Origin of the sequence: Janthinobacterium sp., from assembly GCF_031995485.1 — a bacterium.
In the GTDB taxonomy this organism is placed as follows: domain Bacteria; phylum Pseudomonadota; class Gammaproteobacteria; order Burkholderiales; family Burkholderiaceae_D; genus Janthinobacterium.
Window position 1 is genome coordinate 99,056 of the sequence record NZ_DAMAGB010000004.1, and the last position, 21,208, is coordinate 120,263.

A 21,208-nucleotide genomic window follows, 5' to 3' on the forward strand; every position below is an offset into this window, starting at 1 on the left:
TGGCCTTGAGCATCATTTGAAAGCCGCAGCATGTCATCCCCTTCCTCCATCAACGCCAGCGCCCTGCTGACCTCCACCCGCATCCTGCTGTTTGCCCTGTCGGCCGGCGTACTGGTGGCCAGCCTGTATTACGTACAACCCTTGACCTCGATGCTGGCCGCCTCGTTCGGCGTGGGCGTCACGCAAGCGGGCTACCTGGTCACGGCCACGCAGATCGGCTATGTGCTGGGCATCGTGTTCCTGGTGCCGCTCAGTGACGTACTGAACCGGCGCAAACTGCTCACCTGGATGCTGGTCGCCAAGATCGGGGCGCTGCTGCTGGCGGCCACCAGCCAGAATATCGTCGTGTTTGCGATTGCCAGCGTGCTGATGGGCATTACCGCCAGCGCGCTGATGGTGGTCACGGCCATGGTGGCCTCGTATGCGCCCGACCACAGCCGGGGCCGTATGGTAGGCACCGTGATGACGGGCTTGCTGTTGGGGATACTGCTGGCGCGCACCGTGTCGGGCACGGTGGCGCAGATCAGCGGCGGCTGGCGCACCGTGTATGTGCTGGCGGCCGTCGTGGTGGCGGCCCTGCTGGTGATGCTGCGCCGCATCCTGCCCGACGAAGCGCCGCGCGGAAAACTGCAATACGGCAAGTTGATGGCGTCGCTGGCCGAGATCATCCGCCAGGAACCGCTGCTGCGCCAGCGCGCGCTGTTCTCAAGCCTCGGCTTGGGCACCTTCAGCGTGTTCTGGACCGGCCTGACCTTCTTGCTGAGCGGCGCGCCGTATCACTACACGGAAATGCAGATCGGCCTGTTCGGCCTGGCTGGCGCCACCGGTGCTTTGGCCGCCAATACGGCCGGGCGCATGGCCGACCGCGGCTATGCGCGGCAGGCGACCTGGCTGCTGGCAATTGCTTCGATTGCCGGCTGGGCGCTGATCGGCTTCGGCGCGCAATCGCTCACGCTGCTGTTGATCGGCATCGTGCTGCTGGACATGGGCGTGATGGGCCTGCAGGTGACGCACCAGTCCATCATTTACAAACTGGCGCCGCAGGCGCGCGCCAGGGTCACCACCGTGTTTATCGCCGCCGGCTTTATCGGCGCCTCGGCAGGGTCAGCCCTGGCCAGCGCCAGCTTTGCCGCCGGCGGCTGGCTGGCGCTGTGCGCGGTCGGCGGGGCGATGCCGCTGGTGATGTTGCTGGTGTGGAGCAAGTACCGCTTTGAGCAACGGCGCCTGGAACGCGCCTGATAAATGACGTAGGTCGGATTAGGCGCAAAGCGCCGTAATCCGACAACACCACCGACGCCAACAATGTTTGTCGGATTACGCTACGCTAATCCGACCTACGCCTGCGTCAGGGTTTATTTTGTTTGTTCGCGCACCTTGCCAAACGCATCGCCCGCCTTCCACGCCGGCATCTTCGGCGCATTCGCCACCGCCTGCCCCAGGTTCAGCGTGAACTGCGCCTGCTGCGTCATGCCCGACAGGTCCCAGCTCGCATCGTACTCGTCGGTGACCTGATGGTAGCGCGGGCCATACGCCGCGGCCTTGGCTTTCGACGCTTCCGCATCCTTCACATAGTCGCGCCCGCCATTGATGGAAAACGCGGGCACACCGGCCTTGGCAAAGCTGAAGTGGTCGCTGCGGAAATAGCCGCCTGCCAGGTCGGGACGGGCGGCGGCGATCTGCAGGCCCATGGCTTTCGCCACCGTGGCGGCAACGCTGCCCAGCTCCGTGCGCTCGCTGCCCTGGGCGCCCATGTCGCGCGTGGCGCCGACAAAATTAAGGCTGTCCAGGTTCAATGCGGCGGCCGTCTTGTTCAGTGGCCACAGCGGATCGGCCGCATACGCGGCGCTGCCCAGCAAGCCCTGTTCTTCCGCCGCCACCCACAGGAAAATCTGCGTGCGTTTGGCCGGCTTTTTCACCGCTTCCTGCGCCATCGCCAACAGGCCCGCCGTGCCCGACGCATTGTCCACTGCGCCGTTGTAGATGATGTCCACGCCCGCCTTTTCATCGCCCTGCTTGCCCAGGTGATCCCAGTGGCCGCTGTAGATCACGGCCTCGTCCTTCAGTTTCGCATCGGTACCGGGCACCATGCCGGCGATATTGAACTGCTCGACCTTGCGCACGGCGGACTTCATTTCGCCCGCCAGTCTGACGTTCAAGGCCACGGCCTGGAAGTCCTTGCTTTCGGCTTTTGCTCGCAAGGCATCGAGATCCTGGCCGCCGGCCGCGAACAGGCGCCGCGCGGCAGCTTCCGTGATCCAGCCCTGCAGCGGCGTGCCGGCCGTACGGTCGGCCAGCTGGAAACGCTCGCTGCCGCTCCAGCTGCTCTGCACCACGTTCCAGTCGTACGAGGCCGACGGCTTGGTGTGGATCAGCAGCACGCCGGTCGCGCCCTGGCGTTTGGCTTCCTCGAACTTGTAGGTCCAGCGGCCATAATAAGTAAGCGCCTTGCCGGCAAAGCGGTTCGGCTCGGCTTCGGTCGGCTGCGGGTCGTTGACCATCATGACGACGATCTTGCCTTTCACGTCTGCATTCCTGAAATCATTCCAGCCCTCTTCCGGTGCCGTGATGCCGTAGCCGACGAATACCAGCGGCGCGTCGAACGTGTGCGCGGCCACCGAGTCGCCCGTGGCCCAGACCCAGTCCGGCCCGAAGGCCAGCGGCACGGCCTTGCCGTCGCCAGCCACCGCCTGCAGGCTGCTCTCTTGCGGCAGCGACTTCACGCCGGCGATCTGCACGCTCTGGCGAAAGCTGTTGCCGCGCACCGGTTTCAAACCGGCCAGCAGCGCCTGGGTTTCCAGGTAGGACACGGTCAGGTCGGCGCCACGCTGGCCGGTGCCGCGGCCTTCGAGCAGGTCGCTCGACAGGAAGGCCAGGTGGGCGCGCAGCGGCGCTTCCTGCACCACCGGCAGCGTCGATGCAGCGTGAACGGGGAAAGCCAGCGCCAGGCTGGTGGCCAGCGCGGAAAAAGTCAGGGATGAAAACAGCTTTGGCATGAGATCCTTGGGATAAGAGGACGAAAAAAAACCGGGCGGCGGATAGCCGCGCCGGCGATTGTATGCGATACGAGGAAGAACTACACCAGCAGTGCAGCCGCCAGCGATTCGATCTCTTCGGCCGATTCGGCCAGGATGGTGTGCAAGGTGCTGCCGTTAATGCTGAAGTCGATCAGCGCCGCCGCGCGGCGCCGCTCGGCCACTTCCGGCGGATGCAGCGGCGAAGCGACGGGCGCCAGGTCGTTGGCCAGCACCAGGGTGGCGCCCAGGGTGCGCGGCGGGAACGGGCCGCCGCCATGCCACAGGCCTTCGACTGCCTGCAGCACCTGGTCCGGCACTTCGAGCTGGCGCAGCACGCCGCGGCCGATCAGCTTTTCGCCGTATTCGAGCCAGTCTTCGGTATTGTTGTCGAGCAGGCCCGGATACTCCTCGGCGCGCGACAGCAGATAGAAGCCGCCCACTTCATGCACGATGGCGGCGAACATGGCCGTCTCCGGGTCCACATGCGTGACCTTTTTGGCGATCACCTGGCTCAGCGCAGCCACATGGGCCGTATGTTCCCACAGCCTGGCCGTCTTGGCGCGCAGTTGCGGATCGGTGATCTGGCTGCCCAGCTGGCGCACGATGACGGATGCCACCATCGATTTCAGCGTGGCAAAACCGAGCCGCGAGACGGCCGCGCGCACATTGGCGATTTCATTGCCGGAACGGTTGTAGGCGGCCGAATTGGCCAGCGCCACCACGCGCGCCGACAGCAGCGGTTCGGCCATCACCATATGGGCGGCCGTTTCGATATGGCAATCGGGATCGTCCAGCGCTTGCTGCAGTTTGAGGGTCGCGTTGACGTTGGCGGGAAAGGTCAGTTCGCCCTTGCCCGCCTGGTGCGCAATGATCTTGAATACTTCGAGTCTGTCCATGTCTGTCTCCGGTACGGCCTGTGCGGGCTCTGCTGCGTGGATCGTACCGGCCATACTACATCAAGTTGATGTTACTTGCCGGAAACTTTCCCGGCCACGCCCTCGACGAAATAATCCATCTTCGACAGCGCCGCATCGTCCAGCACACCTTTGTCCAGGCGCACCTTGCCGTCGTTATCCCTGATCGGACCGGTGAACGGATTGAGCGTGCCGGCCACCAATTCTTTTTCGCGCGCGGCGACGAATTGCTTCACGTCCGCCGGCACGCTGCTGTTGATGCCTTCCAGCTTGACCATGCCGTCCTTGATGCCGCCCCAGGTGCTGCTGGTTTTCCAGGTCCCATCGATCACGGCTTGCGCCTGTTTCGTGTAGTACGCGCCCCAATGATGGGTAACGGCGGCCAGCTGCGCTTTCGGACCGTATTTCTTCATGTCCGAATGGTAGGCGATCGCATACTTGCCCTTCTCTTCGGCCGCCTGCACCACGGCGGTCGAGTCCGTGTGATGGGTGATCACGTCGGCGCCCTGGCCGATCAGCGTGATGGCCGCATCGCGTTCCTTGCCCGGATCGAACCAGCTGTTGACCCACACCACTTTCACTTCCGCTTTCGGATCGACGCTGCGCATGCCGCGCGTAAAGGCGTTCACGCCCTGCAGCACTTCCGGAATCGGAAACGCCGCCACGTAGCCGGCCACATGCGTCTTGCTCATCCTGGCGGCCAGCACGCCGGCCAGGTAGCGGCCTTCATAGAAACGCGCATTGGTATTGGCCACGTTGACAGCCGTCTTGTAGCCGGTCAGGTGGATGAACTTCACATTAGGAAATTGCTTGGCCACTTTCAAGGTCGGATTCATGTAGCCGAACGAGGTGGTGATGACCAGCTTGCTGCCGGTCTGCGCCAGGTCGCGGATGACGCGTTCGGCGTCGGCGCTTTCCGGCACGTTTTCCACATACTTGGTGGTGATCTTGCTGCCCAGCGCCTTTTCCATTTCCTTGCGCGCCTGGTCGTGCTGGGTGGTCCAGCCGGCGTCGCCGATGGGGCTGATATATACAAAGCCGACATTGAGTGGCGCAGCGGCGGGAGCGGCGGCGGCCATGGCGACGGCCGGCATCAGTACGACACCGCACAGTGCGGCACGCAGCATTTTCTTGGGCATAAGCTTGGACATGAGTTTCCTTTTGGTGAGTGATTAATGACCTGGATTGAAGTTTTTTCCCAGCGAGGCCGGCATATTCAGCTTGATGTAGTTGGCGTTGCTCGATATCAGCACCAGCACCACGATGGCGGCCAGGTAGGGCAGCATTGACAGCAGCTGCGACGCCACCGGCACGCCGATCGCCTGTGCATGGAAAGTCAGGATGGTGATGCCGCCAAACAGATAGGCGCCGCCCACCACGCGCGCCGGGCGCCAGGTGGCAAAGGTGGTCAGCGCCAGCGCGATCCAGCCGCGTCCGGCCACCATGCCCTCGACCCACAGCGGTGTATACACCAGCGACAAAAAGGCGCCGGCCAGGCCGCAGCAGGCGCCGCCGAACAGCACCGCCGCCAGGCGGATGCGGCGCACCGGGTAGCCGAGCGCATGCGCCGACGACGGCGACTCGCCCACGGCGCGCAGCACCAGGCCGGCCCGTGTGCGGTACAGAAACCAGGCGATGGCCGCGCACAGCAGCAGCGCCAGGTAGACCATCGGATGCTGGCGGAACAGGGCCGGCCCGACGAACGGTATGTCCTCCAGCAACGGGATGCCGAAGCGGCCGTTCTGCAGGCTGTTGCCCACATAGTTCAGGCCAATATACGTCGACGCACCGGCGCCGAACAGCGACAAGGCCAGGCCCGTCGCATACTGGTTGGTGCCGAGCCACACCGTCAGCCAGGCAAAAAAGCCCGACAGCAGCATGCTGGACGCCGCGCCGGCAATAAAGCCCAAGGTGGGGCTGCCCGTATTGACGGCCACCGCAAAGCCGGTAATGGCGGAGACCAGCATCATGCCTTCGGCGCCCAGGTTGACCACGCCGGCCTTTTCATTGACCAGCAGGCCGAGCGCGGCCAGCATCAGCGGCGTGCCGGCATTGATGCTGGCGGCAACCAGCGGCGCAAGCGTGAGTGCGAGGTTGTCCATTATTTTCTCCAGCGCAGTTTGTATTGAATCAGCACGTCGCAGGCAAGCAGGGCGAACAGCAAAATGCCCTGGAACACGCCGGTGATCGCACTGGGCAGGCCCAGGCGCGACTGCGCCAGTTCGCCGCCGATATAGAACAGCGCCATCACGAAGCTGGAAAAGATCACGCCGACCGGATGCAGCCGTCCCACAAAGGCAACGATAATGGCGGCAAAGCCGTAACCGGGCGACACGGTGGGCGTAAGCTGCCCCATCGGTCCCAGCACTTCGCACACGCCCGCCAGGCCCGACAATGCGCCGCAGATCAGCATCGACGACCACAGCGCCTTGCGCGAGGAAAAGCCCGCATAGCGCGCCGCAGCCGGCGCCATGCCGCCCACGCGCAGCCGGAAACCCGAAATGCTTTTCGACAGGAACAGCCAGCCGCCGAGCGAGGCCAGCAAGGCAAACACGATGCCGATATGCAAGCGCGTATCGGCCAGGATGGTCGGCAGCAGCAGGCCGTCCGACAGCAGTTTCGATTGTGGAAAGTTGAATCCTTCGGGGTCGCGCAGCACGCCGTACACCAGATAGCTGAGCAGCAACTGCGCGATATACACGAGCATCAGCGAGACCAGGATTTCGCTGGCGTTGAAACGGTCGCGCAGCCAGGCCGTAATCGCCGCCCACGCCATGCCGCCGGCCATGCCGGCCAGCAGCGACACGGCAATGATCGCGCCGCCGTTGGCACCGTCGCCCGTGTCCAGGTACAGCGCGGCCGCGCCGCCGCAGATGGCGCCCAGCGTCAGCTGCCCTTCGGCGCCGATGTTGTACACATTGGCACGAAAACACATGGCCAGGCCCACGGCAATCAGCAGCAGCGGCGCGACCTTGATGGCCAGTTCCGACCAGCCATGCAGGTCGCGCAGCGGCTCGACAAAGAACACGCCCAGGCCCGCCAGCGGATCGTGGCCCAGCGCCACGAACAGCAGCGCGCCGCAGATCACGGTCAGCAGCACCGCCAGCACCGGCGACAGCCACGACATCAGGCGCGACGGCGTGGGCCGCGCTTCCAGGTAAAAGGCCAGCTTAACCATGGGCTGCCTCCTTGGTCGCCTGTGGCCACAGTCCGCTCATCCATTGCCCCACCAGCGTGACGCTGGCGTCCTGCACCGCCAGCGAGGGCGACAATTTTCCTTTCGCCATCACCAGCAGGCGGTCACTGATTTCAAACAATTCGTCCAGCTCCTCGGATACCACCAGTAACGCGCAGCCAGCGTCGCGCAGCGCCAGCAGTTCGGCGCGGATCTGCGCGGCAGCGCCCACATCGACGCCCCAGGTCGGCTGTGCCACCACCAGCACCGTGGGCTGGCGCAGCACTTCGCGCCCGACGATATATTTCTGCAAGTTGCCGCCCGACAGGCTGCGCGCCAGCGCCTGCGGCCCGCCCGCTTTCACGTGGAAGCGGGCGATGATCTCGCTTGCCCGCTGCACGATGGCATGGCGCCGCAAAAAGCCGTGGCGGATGGTGGCCGGCGTCTGCAGACTCAATAAAATATTGTCGGCCAGCGACATGTCGGGCACGGCGCCCCGTCCCAGCCGCTCTTCCGGCACAAAACCGAAACCGAGCGCGCGGCGCTTGCCCGGCGGCAGGCGCCCGGCCTCGACGCTGCCGAGCTTGATGGCGGCTGGCAGCGCGCGCATATCCTCGCCCGACAGCGCGGCCAATAACTCCTGCTGGCCATTGCCGGACACGCCGGCGATGCCGACGATCTCGCCGGCGCGCACGTCCAGGCAGATATCGCGCAGCTCGGTGGCGAACGGATGGCTCTTCGGCAAATTCAGCTTGTTCACGCTCAGCATGACCGGGCCGGGCGCGCTGGCCCGTCGCGTGACGGCCGGCGGCTCGGCGCCGATCATCATGCGCGACAGGCTGGCCGCCGTTTCCTGCGACGGATCGCACACGCCCACGTTCTTGCCGGCGCGCACCACCGTGCAGGTATGGCACAGCGCGCGGATTTCATCGAGCTTGTGGCTGATGTACAGGATGCTGCAGCCGCGCGCGGCCAGCAGGCGCAGGGTCTCAAACAGTTTCTCGACAGCGGCCGGCGTCAGCACCGAAGTCGGCTCGTCGAGAATCAGCAGCTGCGGTTTGGCCAGCAGCGCGCGCACGATTTCCACCCGCTGGCATTCACCCACCGACAGCGTATGCACATGGCGCTGCGGCTCCAGGTCCAGGCCGTATTCGCGCGCCGTCTCCTCGATGCGCTGCGCCAGTTCCGCCAGATCCGTATTGGCCGGCAGACCGAGCGCGATGTTCTCGGTGACGGTGAGCGTATCGAACAGCGAAAAGTGCTGGAACACCATCGCGATGCCCAGCGCGCGCGCCGCCGACGGGTTGGCGATCTCGACCTCGCGGCCGTTCCACGCCATCTGGCCGCCATCGGGTTTGACGGCGCCATAAATGATTTTCATCAGGGTCGATTTGCCGGCGCCGTTTTCGCCGAGCACCGCGTGAATCTGGCCTGGCTCGACGGTGAGATGAATGCCGTCGTTGGCCACCACGGTCGGGTAGCGCTTGCTGATATTGATGAGTTCCAAACGTGCCGTCATCTGTGTTTTCTGCCTGGAGCAGGCGCTTGCCTACGTTGATCGGATGCAGCAGCTGCATGCAGATTCTCATGCCGCCGTTGCCATCTATCGTATCGGCATCCGGGCGGTTGAGGTGGACAGGTTTGCGGGGGGAACTTGACGTTTCCACAAAAAAACAACACCGCTGCGGCATTTTGAAAAAATATTGCCCCCTCTACCACAGCTCCCTGCCCCGCAGCGCCACGTTGGTGCGATGATTATATGCAAGAACTGATAGTCACTATGCAAATAGTCCATATGGCCGGACGTGGCAATTCTCGCATCATGGATTGAACGGAGCGCAAGTTTCCATCATTGCGCCGCATCGCATGCCTTACCCGTCGCGCCAGACCGCTTTGCCAGATACATACCATTTTTTAACATCGCTACCAGGAGTCAAAATTGTCCAAATTCGCACCGTGTCTGTTGTCATGCCTGTGCCTTGCCACCACCCTGGGGATGGGCGCCAATGCCCACGCCGCCGACTGGAGCGACACCGCACTGAGCTGGCGCGCCGGCAATGATTATCGCGAGCCGTTCAATCCCGATGACATCAAGAAAAATATTTTCGCCATCACCCATGCCAGCGGTTACAAGTACGGCAGCAACTTCGTCAACCTCGACTTCCTGATGTCCGACAGCAAGGACCCTGGCGCGCTGGGCAAGACCTCGGGCGCGCAGGAAGCCTACTTGGTGTACCGCAACACCATCGATATCGGCAAGGTGCGCGGCAGCGACATCAAATTCGGTCCCGTGCGCGGCGTCGGCGTCACCCTGGGTTTCGATGTCAATACCAAGAACGACGTCGGCTACAACTCGCGCAAGCGCATGCTGGTGGCAGGCCCGACCCTGATGTGGGACGTGCCCGGCTTCTTCAACACCAGCCTGCTGCTGCTGCGCGAAAGCAATGCCCCGAGCGGCGCCTTCCCGCCCATCTCGCTGGTCACCGGCCGCTACACCTATAAAACCCACGCCATGCTGACGGGCGCCTGGGGCATTCCGCTGTCGCCGCTGTTTTCGTTCGAAGGTTTTTTCAACCTGATCGACTCCAAGGGCAAGGATGAAGTGGGCCGCAATACCGCGGTGGAGACGAATATCGACATGCAGGTGATGTTCGACGTGGGCGCCGCCATGGGCAACGCGAAAAATACCTTCCGCGTCGGCCTCGAGTACCAGTACTGGAAGAACAAGTTCGGCAACTCGGCGGCCACCACCGGCAACCAGGGCCAGACGGCGAAGACACCGATGGTGCGCGCCGAATACCATTTCTGAGGCTGATTGCCGTAAATCAATATCCACGATCGCGCCTGATGCCAGCATGGAACTTTCCAGCTGGCAAAGAGGGCGATCGTGGAACAGCTGCTCCCGTATTACGAACGCGAACTGGGCCTGTTCCGCCAGTACACGCGTGAATTTTCCAGCCGCTTTCCGCGCGCCGCCGGACGCCTGCTGATCGCCGGCGACAGCTGCGAAGACCCCCACGTCGAACGGCTGATCCAGTCCTTTGCCCTGCTGACGGCGCGCATCGCCAAGCGCCTCGACGACAGCTATCCGCAATTGACCGAGTCCTTGCTGGAAACGCTGTACCCGCATTATCTGCGTCCCTTCCCTTCGTGCTCGGTTGCGCGCGTCTATCCCGATGCGGCGCAGGCCGGCGGCCAGGTGACAAGCATTCCACGCGGCACCGTGCTGCGCTCGCAGCCGGTGCAGGGCGTGGCCTGCAAATTTACCAGCAGCTACGATGTGACCGTGGCGCCGCTGGCGATTGCCCAGCTGCGCTTCTCGCCGATCATCGATGCGCCACCCGGGCTGTGCCTGCCTGACGGCGCCAGTGCCTTGCTGTCCATCGTGTTTGCCAGCACCAGCGAGCAGTTCGACCTGCACGACACGGGCCTGCAGCAGCTGCGCGTGTTTGCCGATGGCGAAGCCTCCCTGCGCGCGGCCCTGCTCGATGCGCTGTTCCTGCGCGGCGCCGGCGCGTATGTTGCGCTCGATAGCCACGCGCCCTGGCTGGCCGTCGATGGCGCGCTGCTGCAGCCGGCCGGCTATGCCGATGACGAAGCGCTGATACCGTATTCACCGCGCTCGCATCCCGCACAGCGGCTGCTGACCGAATATTTTGCCTTTCCCGACAAATTCCATTTTTTCGATATCGCCTGGCCGCTGCTGGCCGCGCTGCTGCCGAAAAACTGCCGGCAATTCACTTTGCACCTGCCGCTCAACAATGTGCGCAGCGACAGCCATGCGGCGCGCTTGCTGGCCAGTGTGGGCGCGGACAACCTGCTGCTCGGCTGCACGCCGGTGGTCAATCTGTTTGCCAAGGGCGGCGTGCCGATCCGCCTCACGCATACCGAGCCAGATTACGCGCTGGTGGCCGACGGCACGCATGCGTTTGCCTATGACATTTACAACATCGACGCCGTCACCATGGTGCGCAAGGACGACACGGGCGAGCGGCTGACTTCGTTCATGCCGCTGTACGACGCACGCAGCGGCGACGCGGGCCACTACTGGCTGGCGCGGCGCGACGAGACGGTGGCGGCCGTCAGTCCCGGCCATGAAACGCGGCTGACCCTGGTCGACCCGCAGTTCTCGCCCGATAGCGCCGCGTTTGCCACCGTCTCGACCCAGCTGCTGTGCAGCAACCGCGACCTGCCCGGCCAGCTGCATGCCGGCTTGCCCGGCGGCGACCTGCAAGCCGAGGAAGTACCGGACGGCATGCCGATCCGCTTCCTGCGCAAACCGACCGCCAGCCACCGTTTCGATGCGGGCAACGACGCACACTGGCGCTTGATCGCGCAGCTGTCGCTCAACTATTCGGGATTGACGCAGGCGGGCCTCGCGCCATTCCAGAAGATGCTGAGCCTGCACGACCTGCCCCGCTCGCCCGCCAGCCGGCGCCTGATCGACGGCATCGCCAGCCTGGAACACGGCAGCACGCGCGACTGGATGGCCACCGTGCCCTTCCCCACCCTGATGCCCGGCATCGCCATCCGCCTGGGACTGAACGAACAGGCATTTGTCGGCAGCAGCCTGCATGTGTTCGCGCAAGTGCTGCAGCGCTATTTCGCCATGAACAGCCAGTTGAACTGCTTTACCCGCCTGTCGCTGGTGTCGCAGCGCAGCGGCGAGGAAATCGTCCAATGTCCAGCCCGCTACGCCGACAGCAGCCCAGCGTAATCGCGCAGTTGCTCCGTGCGCCGCAGCGCTTCGAGTGCTGCCAGGCGCTGCGCCTGCTGCTGGGCTGGCTGCACGAACACGGTGTGGCGCCCGCCGACGCCCTGGCCAACCTGGTGCGCTTCGATAACAGCGTTTCGATGCGCTTTCCGGCCGGCCAGCTCGAATCGCTGTCGGCCGCCGGCCTGCACGAGGCGGACGAATTGCTGCACGCATTGCTCTCGGGCAGGCGTGCGCAACTTCACCTGACGCCCACCTTCATGGGCTTTCTCGGCATGCATGGCAGCCTGCCCAGCCATTACTCCGAGCGCATCGCCAGCCACCAGCACAGCGAAGAGGACCAGGCCCCGCGCGCCTTTCTCGACCTGTTTTCCAGCCGCGCCGTCACGCTGTTCTACCAGGCCTGGGAAAAATACCGGGTCGAACACGCGCCCGTGCGCACCACCTTGCTGCCGAGGCTGCTGGACCTGGCCGGCGCCCACGTCAATGACGCCGCCAGCGTTATCGAGCCGGAAGTCATTGGCCTGTACAGCGGCCTGCTGCAGCAAAAAAATATCTCGTCAATCGTGATGGCGCGCATCCTGTCCGACCACTTCGGCGTGCCGTTCAGCATCGAAGAAAACACGGGCGCGATGGAAACCATGGCGCCGCACACGCAAACGGCGCTGGGCGGCGCCAATGCCGTGCTGGGCCAGCGCACCATGCTGGGCGAACGCTGCCAACGGCCCGAGCTGGCCGTGCGCCTGCGCATCGGTCCCCTGAGCGCAGTGCAATATGCCAGCTTCCTGCCGCACGGCGCCGCCAGCGTGCAATTGCAGCACATGCTGAAACTGTTTGGCCAGCCGCTGCTGCGCTATGACATCGTGCTGGTGCTGCGCGCCAGCGAAGTGCGCGGCGTGGCGCTCGACGCGCCACAGGCGGGACTGGGCTGCGACAGTTTTCTTGCCCCTGCCTTGCCAGCTGACGATCGCGACGATCTGCAGTACCCCTTGCACCTGGTGCCGGCGCTCGATGAATGACGCTTGCGTCCGCTCAAAACAGCTGTGCTCGCCATTGCTACAGTCGGCGCTCTGGCCTTATCTCGCGTTGTGCATCTCATGAAAGGCAAGCATGAATCAGTTCCTGGACGCTGCTCAAGCATTGATATCGTTGCCCGGCGACATGCAGGGCGACCGCCTGCTGCGCCTGCGTTTTCCGCAAGGCGACGCACCCGCCGATGTGCTGATGGTCGCCAATGCGCTCGACGCCAGCGAAAGCTTGTCACGCGACTTTTCCTATGTGGTGGAAGTGCTGTCCGACAGCGCCACGATCGCGCTCACCAGCGTGATGGGCAAGATGGTGACCATCGAGCTGGTGCGCGAAGACGGCACCCTACGCTACTTCAACGGTTACGTATTTGAATTTCGCTTTCTGCGCACCGACGGCGGCTTTGCCTTTTACGAAATGGTGCTCGAACCCTGGCTCAGCCACTTGCGCCTGCGCTACAACAACGTCGCCTTCCACGGCGTGACGGTGGCGGCGCTGACGGACAAGGTGTTCGAAGACTATCTGATGCGCGACTACAAGCTGGCCGCCAGCGGCGCGGATCCCGCCATCACCTATGTCTGCCAGCACAACGAGAGCGACCACAACCTGCTGCACCGCCACTGGGAGCAACTGGGCTGGCACTACCGCTATGAACACCGCGCGGACGGCCATACACTATGGCTGTCCGACGACAGCAGTGCCGGCAAACCCATCGAGGGCGAGATCAGCAGCATGCCGTTCCAGCACCAGGCCGGCAGCCTGGAAGACGACGGCGTGCACGACTGGAGCACGGTGCGCCGCTTGGCGCCGGGCAAGATGACCGTGGCCAGTTTCAACTTCAAGAACCCGCGCAGCGCCCGCGCCGGCGGCGACAGCATGAACCGCCAGGGCGCCGTGCCGCAACTGGAAGTGTATGAAAACACGGGCAGCTATGGTTTCAGGGATATCGACGACGGCGAAGCGCTGGCCCGGCGCCGCATGGAAGAGCTGGACGCGAAAGGCCAGCTCTTCGAAGCGCAGGGCAACGACCGCACCGCCCAGCCCGGCCGCTGGTTCACCCTCAGCGGCCACTTCGACGCCGGCAGCGCCGGCAAGGCCGCCACCGAATACCTGATCCTGTCGGTACGCCATCACGCCAGCAACAACTACCAGCAAGGCCGCCACGCCACCTCGCATTACAGCAACACCTTTACCTGCATCGAGCGCGGCATCCCGTGGCGGCCGGGCCGCAACTTCCACAGCCGCACGCCGCGAATCTACGGCGTGCAAACGGCCACCGTGGTGGGACCGCCCGGCGAGGAAATCCATACCGACGGCTACGGCCGCGTGAAAGTGCAGTTCCACTGGGACCGCCTGGGCAAGTTCGACGACAAGAGTTCGCCCTGGATCCGCGTCGTGTCGAACTGGGCCGGCCCCAATTTCGGCCATATCAGCCTGCCCCGCGTCGGCATGGAAGTGGTGGTGCAATTTTTGGACGGCAATGTCTCGATGCCCATCATTATCGGCTGCGTCTACAACGCCCGCAATATGCCGCCGTGGGACCTGCCCGCCAACAAGACCCAGAGCGGCATGCTGAGCCGCTCCTCAAAAGGCGGGACCGCCTCGCACGCCAACGCCCTGCGCTTCGAAGACCGCAAAGGCGCGGAAGAGCTGTGGCTGCACGCCGAAAAAGATCAGCGCATCGAAGTCGAGCACGACGAATCGCACTGGGTCGGCAACGACCGCAGGAAGACCGTCGACCATGACGAGACCGTGCATGTGAAGCATGACCGGACGGAGACGGTGGGGCATGACGAAAGCATTACCGTCCACAACAACCGCAAGGAGCGCGTGGATCATGACGAGCACATCGACATCGGCAACAACCGGCGCGAACATGTGCACGGCAACGAGCAGGTGCAGATCGACGGCTACCGTTCGGAACGGGTCAAGCTGGCCAAGGAAGAATCGATCGGCCTGGCCAAGGCACTGACCATCGGCGCGGCCTACCAGACCACGGTGCTGGGCGCCATGAATACCACCGTGGCGCTGGCGCAAACCGAACAGGTGGGACTGGCGAAAAGCGTGGCGGTAGGCTCTGCCAGCACGCTGAGCGCGGGCGAATCGCATACCGTTACCGTCGGCACCTCGACCATCACCATCACGCCGGGTCGCATCGAACTGGCCGCCGATGAAATCATCATTCGCGGACGGAGCAAGGTGCAGCTCCACGGCGACGATATCGACAACAATCCGGACTGACCATGACCACGACAGTCGCCGGCCAGCCGCATTTCACTATTCCGAATCTGGTATTCGACAACCGCACGGCGCTTGCCGCCAGCCAGTTCGACATGGTCGACCAGTTCGGCGAGGCTTTCCATGTGGTCGTGGCGCGCATGGCTTATACGCTGGGGCCGTGCGGTGCCGATGGCGGCGCCAGCCTGCTGCCCGCTTCCCTGCCCGCGCCGCTGCTGACCGAAGATCGTCATCTCGATGGCGATACCCAGGCCGGCACCTTGCAGGAAAGCGATTTCGCACCATACAAGCCGCGCTGCGACGTGATCGTCAACGGTGCCGCCCACGCGCCGCGGGGCCTGGCGATGGCGCAGTTCGCCGTCAACTTGAAGGTCAGTGCGGCGGGAAAGACCCTGATCGACAAGACGCTGCAGGTATGCGGCGAACGTTTCTTTCGCAGGAAAGGCCTGCTCAAGCGCCTGGCACAGGGCAGCGCCCACATTGCCACGCTGGGCCTGCTGCGCCCGAATCCATGGCGCTTGAGCGCGCCCGAAAAGTTCACGCAGCTGCCGCTGCAGTATGCCCATGCGGCGGGCGGGCAATGCAAGCTCGAAGCGTCCGAAGGCACCCGGCACGACTCCTGCCAGTCCAATCCGCTGGGGCGCGGCTTTGCGCGGCACTGGTACCTGGACGCCATGCAGACGAGCGAGCTGCCGGCGCCGCGCATTTGCTATCCTAAACAGCCCTGTACCGCCGAGCAGTTCTGGCAGGGCGCGGCAGGCAAGGACCTGCCGCTGCCGGCCGGGCTGGCGCCGATTGGCCGTGGCTGGCTGCCGCGCCGCCTGCTTGCCGGCAGCATCGAAGAGAAAACACATTGGGATCCCGAAGAGGTGCCCATGCTGCCCGAAGACTTCGACTTCGCCTACTGGAACTGCACGCCGCCGGACCAGCAATGTCCGCACCTGTCAGGACAGGAACAATTTACCCTGACCAATCTGTGCCGCCACGATCACCCATCCGCGCGCGCCGACCGCATCGGCAACACCGTATTGCGTTTTACGCTGCCGCAACAGGCGCTGTTCCTGCTGCTGGCCGACCGTGACGACAAGCTGCTGGTGCTGCGCCTGGCCATCGATACCGTGGTGATCGATACGGATGCCAACAAGGTGGAACTGGTCTGGCGCGCCATCTTGCCCGCCGATGCGGGCCAGGTGGCGGCGCGGCTGATGCATGTAAGCGAGCCAGAGCAGATTGCACGGGTCGCGCTGCTGGAGCAGGCCCAGGAAGCGCTGGCGGCGGAGGCGCCATGACCAATGAGACCGTCACCCAATCCTCGCGCTTCTACTGCGTCAGCCTGACGCCCGACATCTGCAAGACCCCGGTCGGCTCCAGCACGCCACCACTGCCCTACACCATTATCGGCGAATTTTCCGCCGCCCAAAATGCCTCGCCGAACGTCAAGTCGCACAGCGAACCGGTAATCCTGCACCAGCGCAGCACCATCCCCAGCGTGACGGGCGACGCGCCAGGCAGGGCCGGCGGCATCAAGAGCGGCACGGTGGGCAAGCAGGTCGATACCAAGGTGGCCAGCCCTATCCACCACGCCAATGGCGCCGACCTGGTACAGGTGGGGCGCGAAGTGTGGATGAATGCGCGCAATACGGTGGGGAAGATTTATGAGCGCGGTGGGGAGATGGCGAGGCCCACGTTGTCGATGCTGGACAACATGATCCATTCGCTGGCGCAGCAATACAAGGATCATGGTTCGAAAAAAATGCATGCAGCAGCAGAGGATATGGTGGATGTGGGCGGCACGATATTGACAGGCAGCGCGGTGGTAGGCGTTGCTGGCGCAGCAGTGGCGGCAACCGGCGTTGGCTTGCCAGCCGCCGCCGCAATGGAAACGGCAGCGGCGACGGGCGCGGTGGCAGGTGGCGCAACGGTTGCCGGCGGCACGGCGATGGAGGCATCTGCCACGGTACTGGACCAGGCAGCCGACTATGTCTTGACCGGCAAGACGCCTGATGTGGTCAATACCGCAGTCAACGTCGTCACCAATGCGGCGGAGACGCTGGCGCTGAAAGCCGTGCTCAACAGAATTCCTGGTGGAAGTCTACTGGGTAAATTCTTCGGCAAGAAGCTGACGTCGGCAAGCAAGAAAATCAAGGAAAAACTGGCCGGTAAAAAGCCGGTCAAGGAACCACCCAAACTCGACAAGCCCCCACCAAGATCCGGCGGCGACGACGGCAAAAGCCGCGGCAAGAAAGAACCCAAATCCGAAGCGCCGTCCGACTGCTGCCCCAAGAACGCTGGCCCCGGCAACAAGCCGGCCAAGAGCCGCAAGCCCGTGCATTTCGGCACCGGCCAGGAAATCCTGTACCAGACCGACTTCGCGCTGGAGCGCGGCATCCCCATCGCCTGGACCCGCTGCTACCGCTCGGGTGCCGAATGCGAGGACCAGGGCCTGCTCGGTGCGCGCTGGTCCACGCCGTACACTACCTCCTTGTCGCTGTGCGACGCCGGCATCGTATACCACGACGAAAGCGGCCGCGCGCTGCGCCTGCCGCTCCTGGCTGTCGGCCGGCAATACGACAACCGCAAGGAAGGCTTTGTCCTGGCGCGCGACAGCGACGACAGTTTTACCTTGTTATGGCGCGATGGCAGCCTCGACCGATTCAAGCGCGGCGCCGACGGCTGGCTGCCGCATGGCTACGACGGCGTCAACGCCATGCTGGCGCCTTCCGGTCCGGTCCGCGTCGAACGCTTCGATCTGATGCGCACGCAGGAGCGCGACGGGCGCGGCGTGACCATCGAGCGTTTTCCAGATGCCAGGGCCGGCGAAGTGCTGCTGCGCCTGCGTGGAGATGACGAATCGGTCGTCGAAGCGCTGCGCGAGGGCGATAATGAACCGGCGCGCATCGCCAGCATCGAGGAGGTGCTCGGCGACGGCAGCCGCGTCTGCCATGTGCGCTACCAGTACGCCGCGGCGTACAGCGGCATGGATCTGGTGCGCCAGATCAATGTGCTGGGCGACGCGCGCAGCTACACCTATCGCCACCATCTGCTGACTTCATGCACCAGCTACACGGGCTTTGCCCATGTCCTGGAATGGATCAGCCTGGACGCGCTGCGCGCCCGCTGGCGTGGCAATTCCCTGCCGGACGCAGCTTTGCTGGAACAGTATCCGATCACGCCCGACAACAGCTACCAGGCCCGCGCGGTCGCCACGCAAGCTGTCGACGGCAGCGAGCAGACACGCATCGACTACCTCGATATCGACACCAGCCGGGTCACGCAAAACGGCAGCGTGCGCGAGTATGTGTTCGACGCCAACTGGCTGATTACCGAGATACGCCGCATCGAGAACGGCCAGGCCGTGCCGCTGGGGCGGCGCGAGTGGGACCGCGATGGCATGCTGCTGGCCGATATCGACGCCAACGGCGCCGCCACCCGCTATACGTATGACGCCGCCGGCAACCTGGTCAGCAGCACCGATGCGCTCGGCCATCGCAGCAGCATCAGCTATGACGCGCACAACCTGCCGATCCTCTTCAGCGATGCGCTGGGCAACACCACGCGGCGCGAATACGACGACGCGGGCCGCCCCGTCAGCATCACGAATGCCCTGGGCCAGGCGACCCGGTTCCGCTACAACCGGCGCGGCGAGTTGGTCGAACTGGTCGACGCCAGGGGCGGCAGCAAGCACTTGCGCTACAACAGCCGGGGCCTGCTGACGGCGTACACGGATTGTTCGGGCCATACCAGTGAATACGCGTACGACGCGCAGGGACGCCTGATATCCACGCGCGATGCGATGGGCCATGTCACGACACAGGAATACGATAAGCTGGGCAGATTGATACGGCTATCATCGTCCGGTGGCGCGCCCGAACAATATGATTACGACGCCGATGGCAACCTGGTAGTGCATACCGATGCTGCAGGCCACCAGACGCGCTACCGCTACAACGGCCAGGGCCTGCCGGTGGAACGCACGGATGCCATCGGCCAGATTCTGCGCTACGGCTATGACGACGCGCAGCAACTGACCGAACTGGTCAACGCCAAAGGTGAAATCTACCGACTGGCCTATCACGCCGAAGGCTGGCTGGCATCCGAGACTGGCTTTGACGGCAAGCGTACCGACTACAGCTATGACCGTGCCGGCCACCTGACCGCGTTTCAAAGCGGCAGCCAGCGCACGGAACTGCTGCGCGACGCACTGGGCCTGCTGCAGGCAAAAACCACCGCCGACGGCGTCGTGCGCTATGCCTACGATGCGCTGGGCCGCCTGACCGCCGTCTCGTCGCCGCAAGCGGAGCAGCGCTTCTTCCACGATGCGCTGGGCCAGCTGATTGAAGAACGCAGCAGCTACTTCCTGCAGTCCCTGCCCGAACCTGGCAGACTGCCGAACGCCCCGCGCACGCCCGACGCCAGCTTTGTCATGACGCACGCCTACGACGAACTGGGCAACCGCATCCAGACTGTGTTGCCCAACGGCCGCCGCGTCGACACCCTGCGCTACGGCTCCGGCCACTGGCACAGCGTGCTGTGGCAGGGCCAGACCGTGGTCGATGTCGAGCGCGACAGCCTGCACCGGGAAAAGCAGCGCACACTGGGCAACAGCGGCCTGGTCGCCAAGCGCCAGTACGACCGCCAGTCGCGCCTGACGCAAATGACCCTGGCGCGTGGCCCCGACGCTCCCTCGCCACTGCGCGAGCGCCGCTTCCATTACGACGCATCGGGCAATCTGACCACCATCGCCCAGACCGGACAGACGGCGAACGGCCCGCTCGGCAACCTGCACTACACCTACGACCCCATAGGCCAACTGCTGTCCGCCGTCCAGCCCGGCCTGGCGGAGCGGTTTGCTTTCGACCCCGCCGGCAATATGCTCGACGCCTCGCCCGCGCCCTCCGGCGCGCAGCTCGCCCCCATCACCGGCAACCTGCTGCGCAGCTATGGCGACTTCAGCTACGACTATGACGCACAGGGCAACACCACGCGCAAGCGCTACCACCCGCCCGGCCGCGAATCGGCCTGGAGCGACCTGCAGCTGGAATACGACGCCGAAAACCGCCTCAGCCACGCTACCCGCACGGAACGCCAGACGCGCCATCGCGCCGAGTACTTCTACGATGCGTTCAGCCGCCGCATCGCCAAGCGGGTCGAGGTGGAGCAATGGGAAAACCAGCAGGATATCGCCGCCGATCCGCCCGCTCAGACCAGTAGCACCACGACGCTGTTTGTGTGGGATGGCGATACGCTGGCGCAGGAACTTACGCAGGAGGAGACAGTCACATATCTGTATGAGCCGGATAGTTTTGTGCCGCTGGCGCGGATAGCTTCACAGACCGACTATAACAATGTCGCGCAAGCAATACATCTATCATACGTAGAGACATGGAGTTTTCCAAGTACAGGATTAAGCTGTGAGTTGTACGCAGCAATAGCCCAGCAAGAAAGCAATGCCACAGTTTTACAGCTATCAGCTTGGCAAAGCATTCAGGTAAAGGCAAATGACTCAGCCGCGCGAGACCAGATCGGTCATTACAACTGCGACCACTTGGGTACACCTCGCGAAATATTGGATGAGCTGGAGGGTGTAATTTGGGAGGCAAGTTATAGGGCTTGGGGACGATTAAAACAGATTGAAGGGAAAGAAGGCAAGCAGCTACTACGCCTTCAAGGTCAATATGCGGATCTTGAGACTGGTCTGTATTACAACCGCTACCGATACTACGATGCCGACACAGCGCGCTACCTGACATATGATCCCGTATCTTTGCTTGGCGGAGCTAATAGTTATAATATGCCTCTAATTCAACCTTTTGGATTGATCCGCTTGGGCTATCAAAAAAAACCTGCCCTAAAAATCCGATCTGCAATGCGTGCACAGGTAGAGATCCCGCTAGCGAAGCAAAAAATTGGCAGGGTCCTCTTAATTATCCATATTTAGGTCAAGATATTTATGTAAATGTTATTGTAAAAAAAGGTACCGTACTATTTACGCTATATCCACATGGACCGGCGCCAGGAAATTATTTTTCCAAATCGGACACAGTTTTAGCAAATGGAGAAGCAAGAAAATTCAACGATGCAGTACAGGTTGCACATGCCAGCAACTCTAGTCACAAAGGGGTTAGGC

At 63.5% G+C, this 21,208-nt stretch carries 13 protein-coding genes; 7 read left to right on the plus strand and 6 right to left on the minus strand.

Features of this window, described 5'->3' with window-relative positions:
• The first annotated feature begins 30 nt into the window (after positions 1-30).
• A complete protein-coding gene (locus RTQ46_RS04650) occupies positions 31-1,239 on the plus strand; it encodes an MFS transporter (RefSeq protein WP_312434906.1) in 1,209 nt (402 codons plus the stop codon).
• Between the two features lie 113 nt (positions 1,240-1,352).
• On the opposite strand, the gene RTQ46_RS04655 is transcribed toward RTQ46_RS04650, so the two are convergent.
• From RTQ46_RS04655 to RTQ46_RS04680, 6 genes are all read right to left on the minus strand, one after another.
• Entirely contained in the window at positions 1,353-2,993 is a 1,641-nt protein-coding gene (locus RTQ46_RS04655) for a M28 family peptidase (RefSeq protein ID WP_312434907.1), read from the minus strand.
• 80 nt (positions 2,994-3,073) lie between these two features.
• A complete protein-coding gene (locus RTQ46_RS04660; protein ID WP_312434908.1) occupies positions 3,074-3,910 on the minus strand; it encodes an HDOD domain-containing protein in 837 nt (278 codons plus the stop codon).
• 71 nt (positions 3,911-3,981) lie between these two features.
• Positions 3,982-5,067, minus strand: a complete 1,086-nt coding sequence (locus RTQ46_RS04665) for a BMP family ABC transporter substrate-binding protein (RefSeq protein ID WP_409518296.1) — start codon at positions 5,065-5,067, stop codon at positions 3,982-3,984.
• Between the two features lie 33 nt (positions 5,068-5,100).
• The gene (locus tag RTQ46_RS04670) at positions 5,101-6,030 is read right to left on the minus strand and encodes an ABC transporter permease (RefSeq protein ID WP_312434909.1); all 930 of its coding nucleotides are present in this window, start codon (positions 6,028-6,030) and stop codon (positions 5,101-5,103) included.
• The gene (locus RTQ46_RS04675) at positions 6,030-7,106 is read right to left on the minus strand and encodes an ABC transporter permease (protein WP_312434910.1); all 1,077 of its coding nucleotides are present in this window, start codon (positions 7,104-7,106) and stop codon (positions 6,030-6,032) included. The genes RTQ46_RS04670 and RTQ46_RS04675 overlap by 1 nt, the downstream gene beginning before the upstream one ends.
• On the minus strand, positions 7,099-8,622 hold the full coding sequence (locus RTQ46_RS04680; protein ID WP_312434912.1) for an ABC transporter ATP-binding protein: 1,524 nt from the start codon (positions 8,620-8,622) through the stop codon (positions 7,099-7,101). The genes RTQ46_RS04675 and RTQ46_RS04680 overlap by 8 nt, the downstream gene beginning before the upstream one ends.
• A 477-nt stretch (positions 8,623-9,099) precedes the next feature.
• Here RTQ46_RS04680 and RTQ46_RS04685 point away from each other — a divergent pair, with 477 nt between their 5' ends.
• The 6 genes from RTQ46_RS04685 (at position 9,100) to RTQ46_RS04710 (ending at position 21,019) form a co-directional block, all read left to right on the plus strand.
• Positions 9,100-9,912: an outer envelope protein gene (locus RTQ46_RS04685; protein ID WP_312435014.1), complete on the plus strand. Its 813-nt coding sequence runs from the start codon at positions 9,100-9,102 to the stop codon at positions 9,910-9,912.
• 78 nt (positions 9,913-9,990) lie between these two features.
• Positions 9,991-11,820, plus strand: coding sequence for a type VI secretion system baseplate subunit TssF (gene tssF / locus RTQ46_RS04690; RefSeq protein ID WP_312434913.1), 1,830 nt, complete (start codon positions 9,991-9,993; stop codon positions 11,818-11,820).
• Entirely contained in the window at positions 11,784-12,836 is a 1,053-nt protein-coding gene (gene tssG / locus RTQ46_RS04695) for a type VI secretion system baseplate subunit TssG (RefSeq protein WP_312434914.1), read from the plus strand. The genes tssF and tssG overlap by 37 nt, the downstream gene beginning before the upstream one ends.
• A 91-nt stretch (positions 12,837-12,927) precedes the next feature.
• Positions 12,928-15,084: a type VI secretion system tip protein TssI/VgrG gene (locus RTQ46_RS04700; protein WP_312434915.1), complete on the plus strand. Its 2,157-nt coding sequence runs from the start codon at positions 12,928-12,930 to the stop codon at positions 15,082-15,084.
• Between the two features lie 2 nt (positions 15,085-15,086).
• A complete protein-coding gene (locus RTQ46_RS04705; RefSeq protein WP_312434916.1) occupies positions 15,087-16,370 on the plus strand; it encodes a DUF2169 domain-containing protein in 1,284 nt (427 codons plus the stop codon).
• The gene (locus RTQ46_RS04710; RefSeq protein WP_312434917.1) at positions 16,367-21,019 is read left to right on the plus strand and encodes a PAAR-like domain-containing protein; all 4,653 of its coding nucleotides are present in this window, start codon (positions 16,367-16,369) and stop codon (positions 21,017-21,019) included. Before RTQ46_RS04705 ends, RTQ46_RS04710 begins: the two co-directional genes overlap by 4 nt.
• The last annotated feature ends 189 nt before the right edge of the window (positions 21,020-21,208 follow it).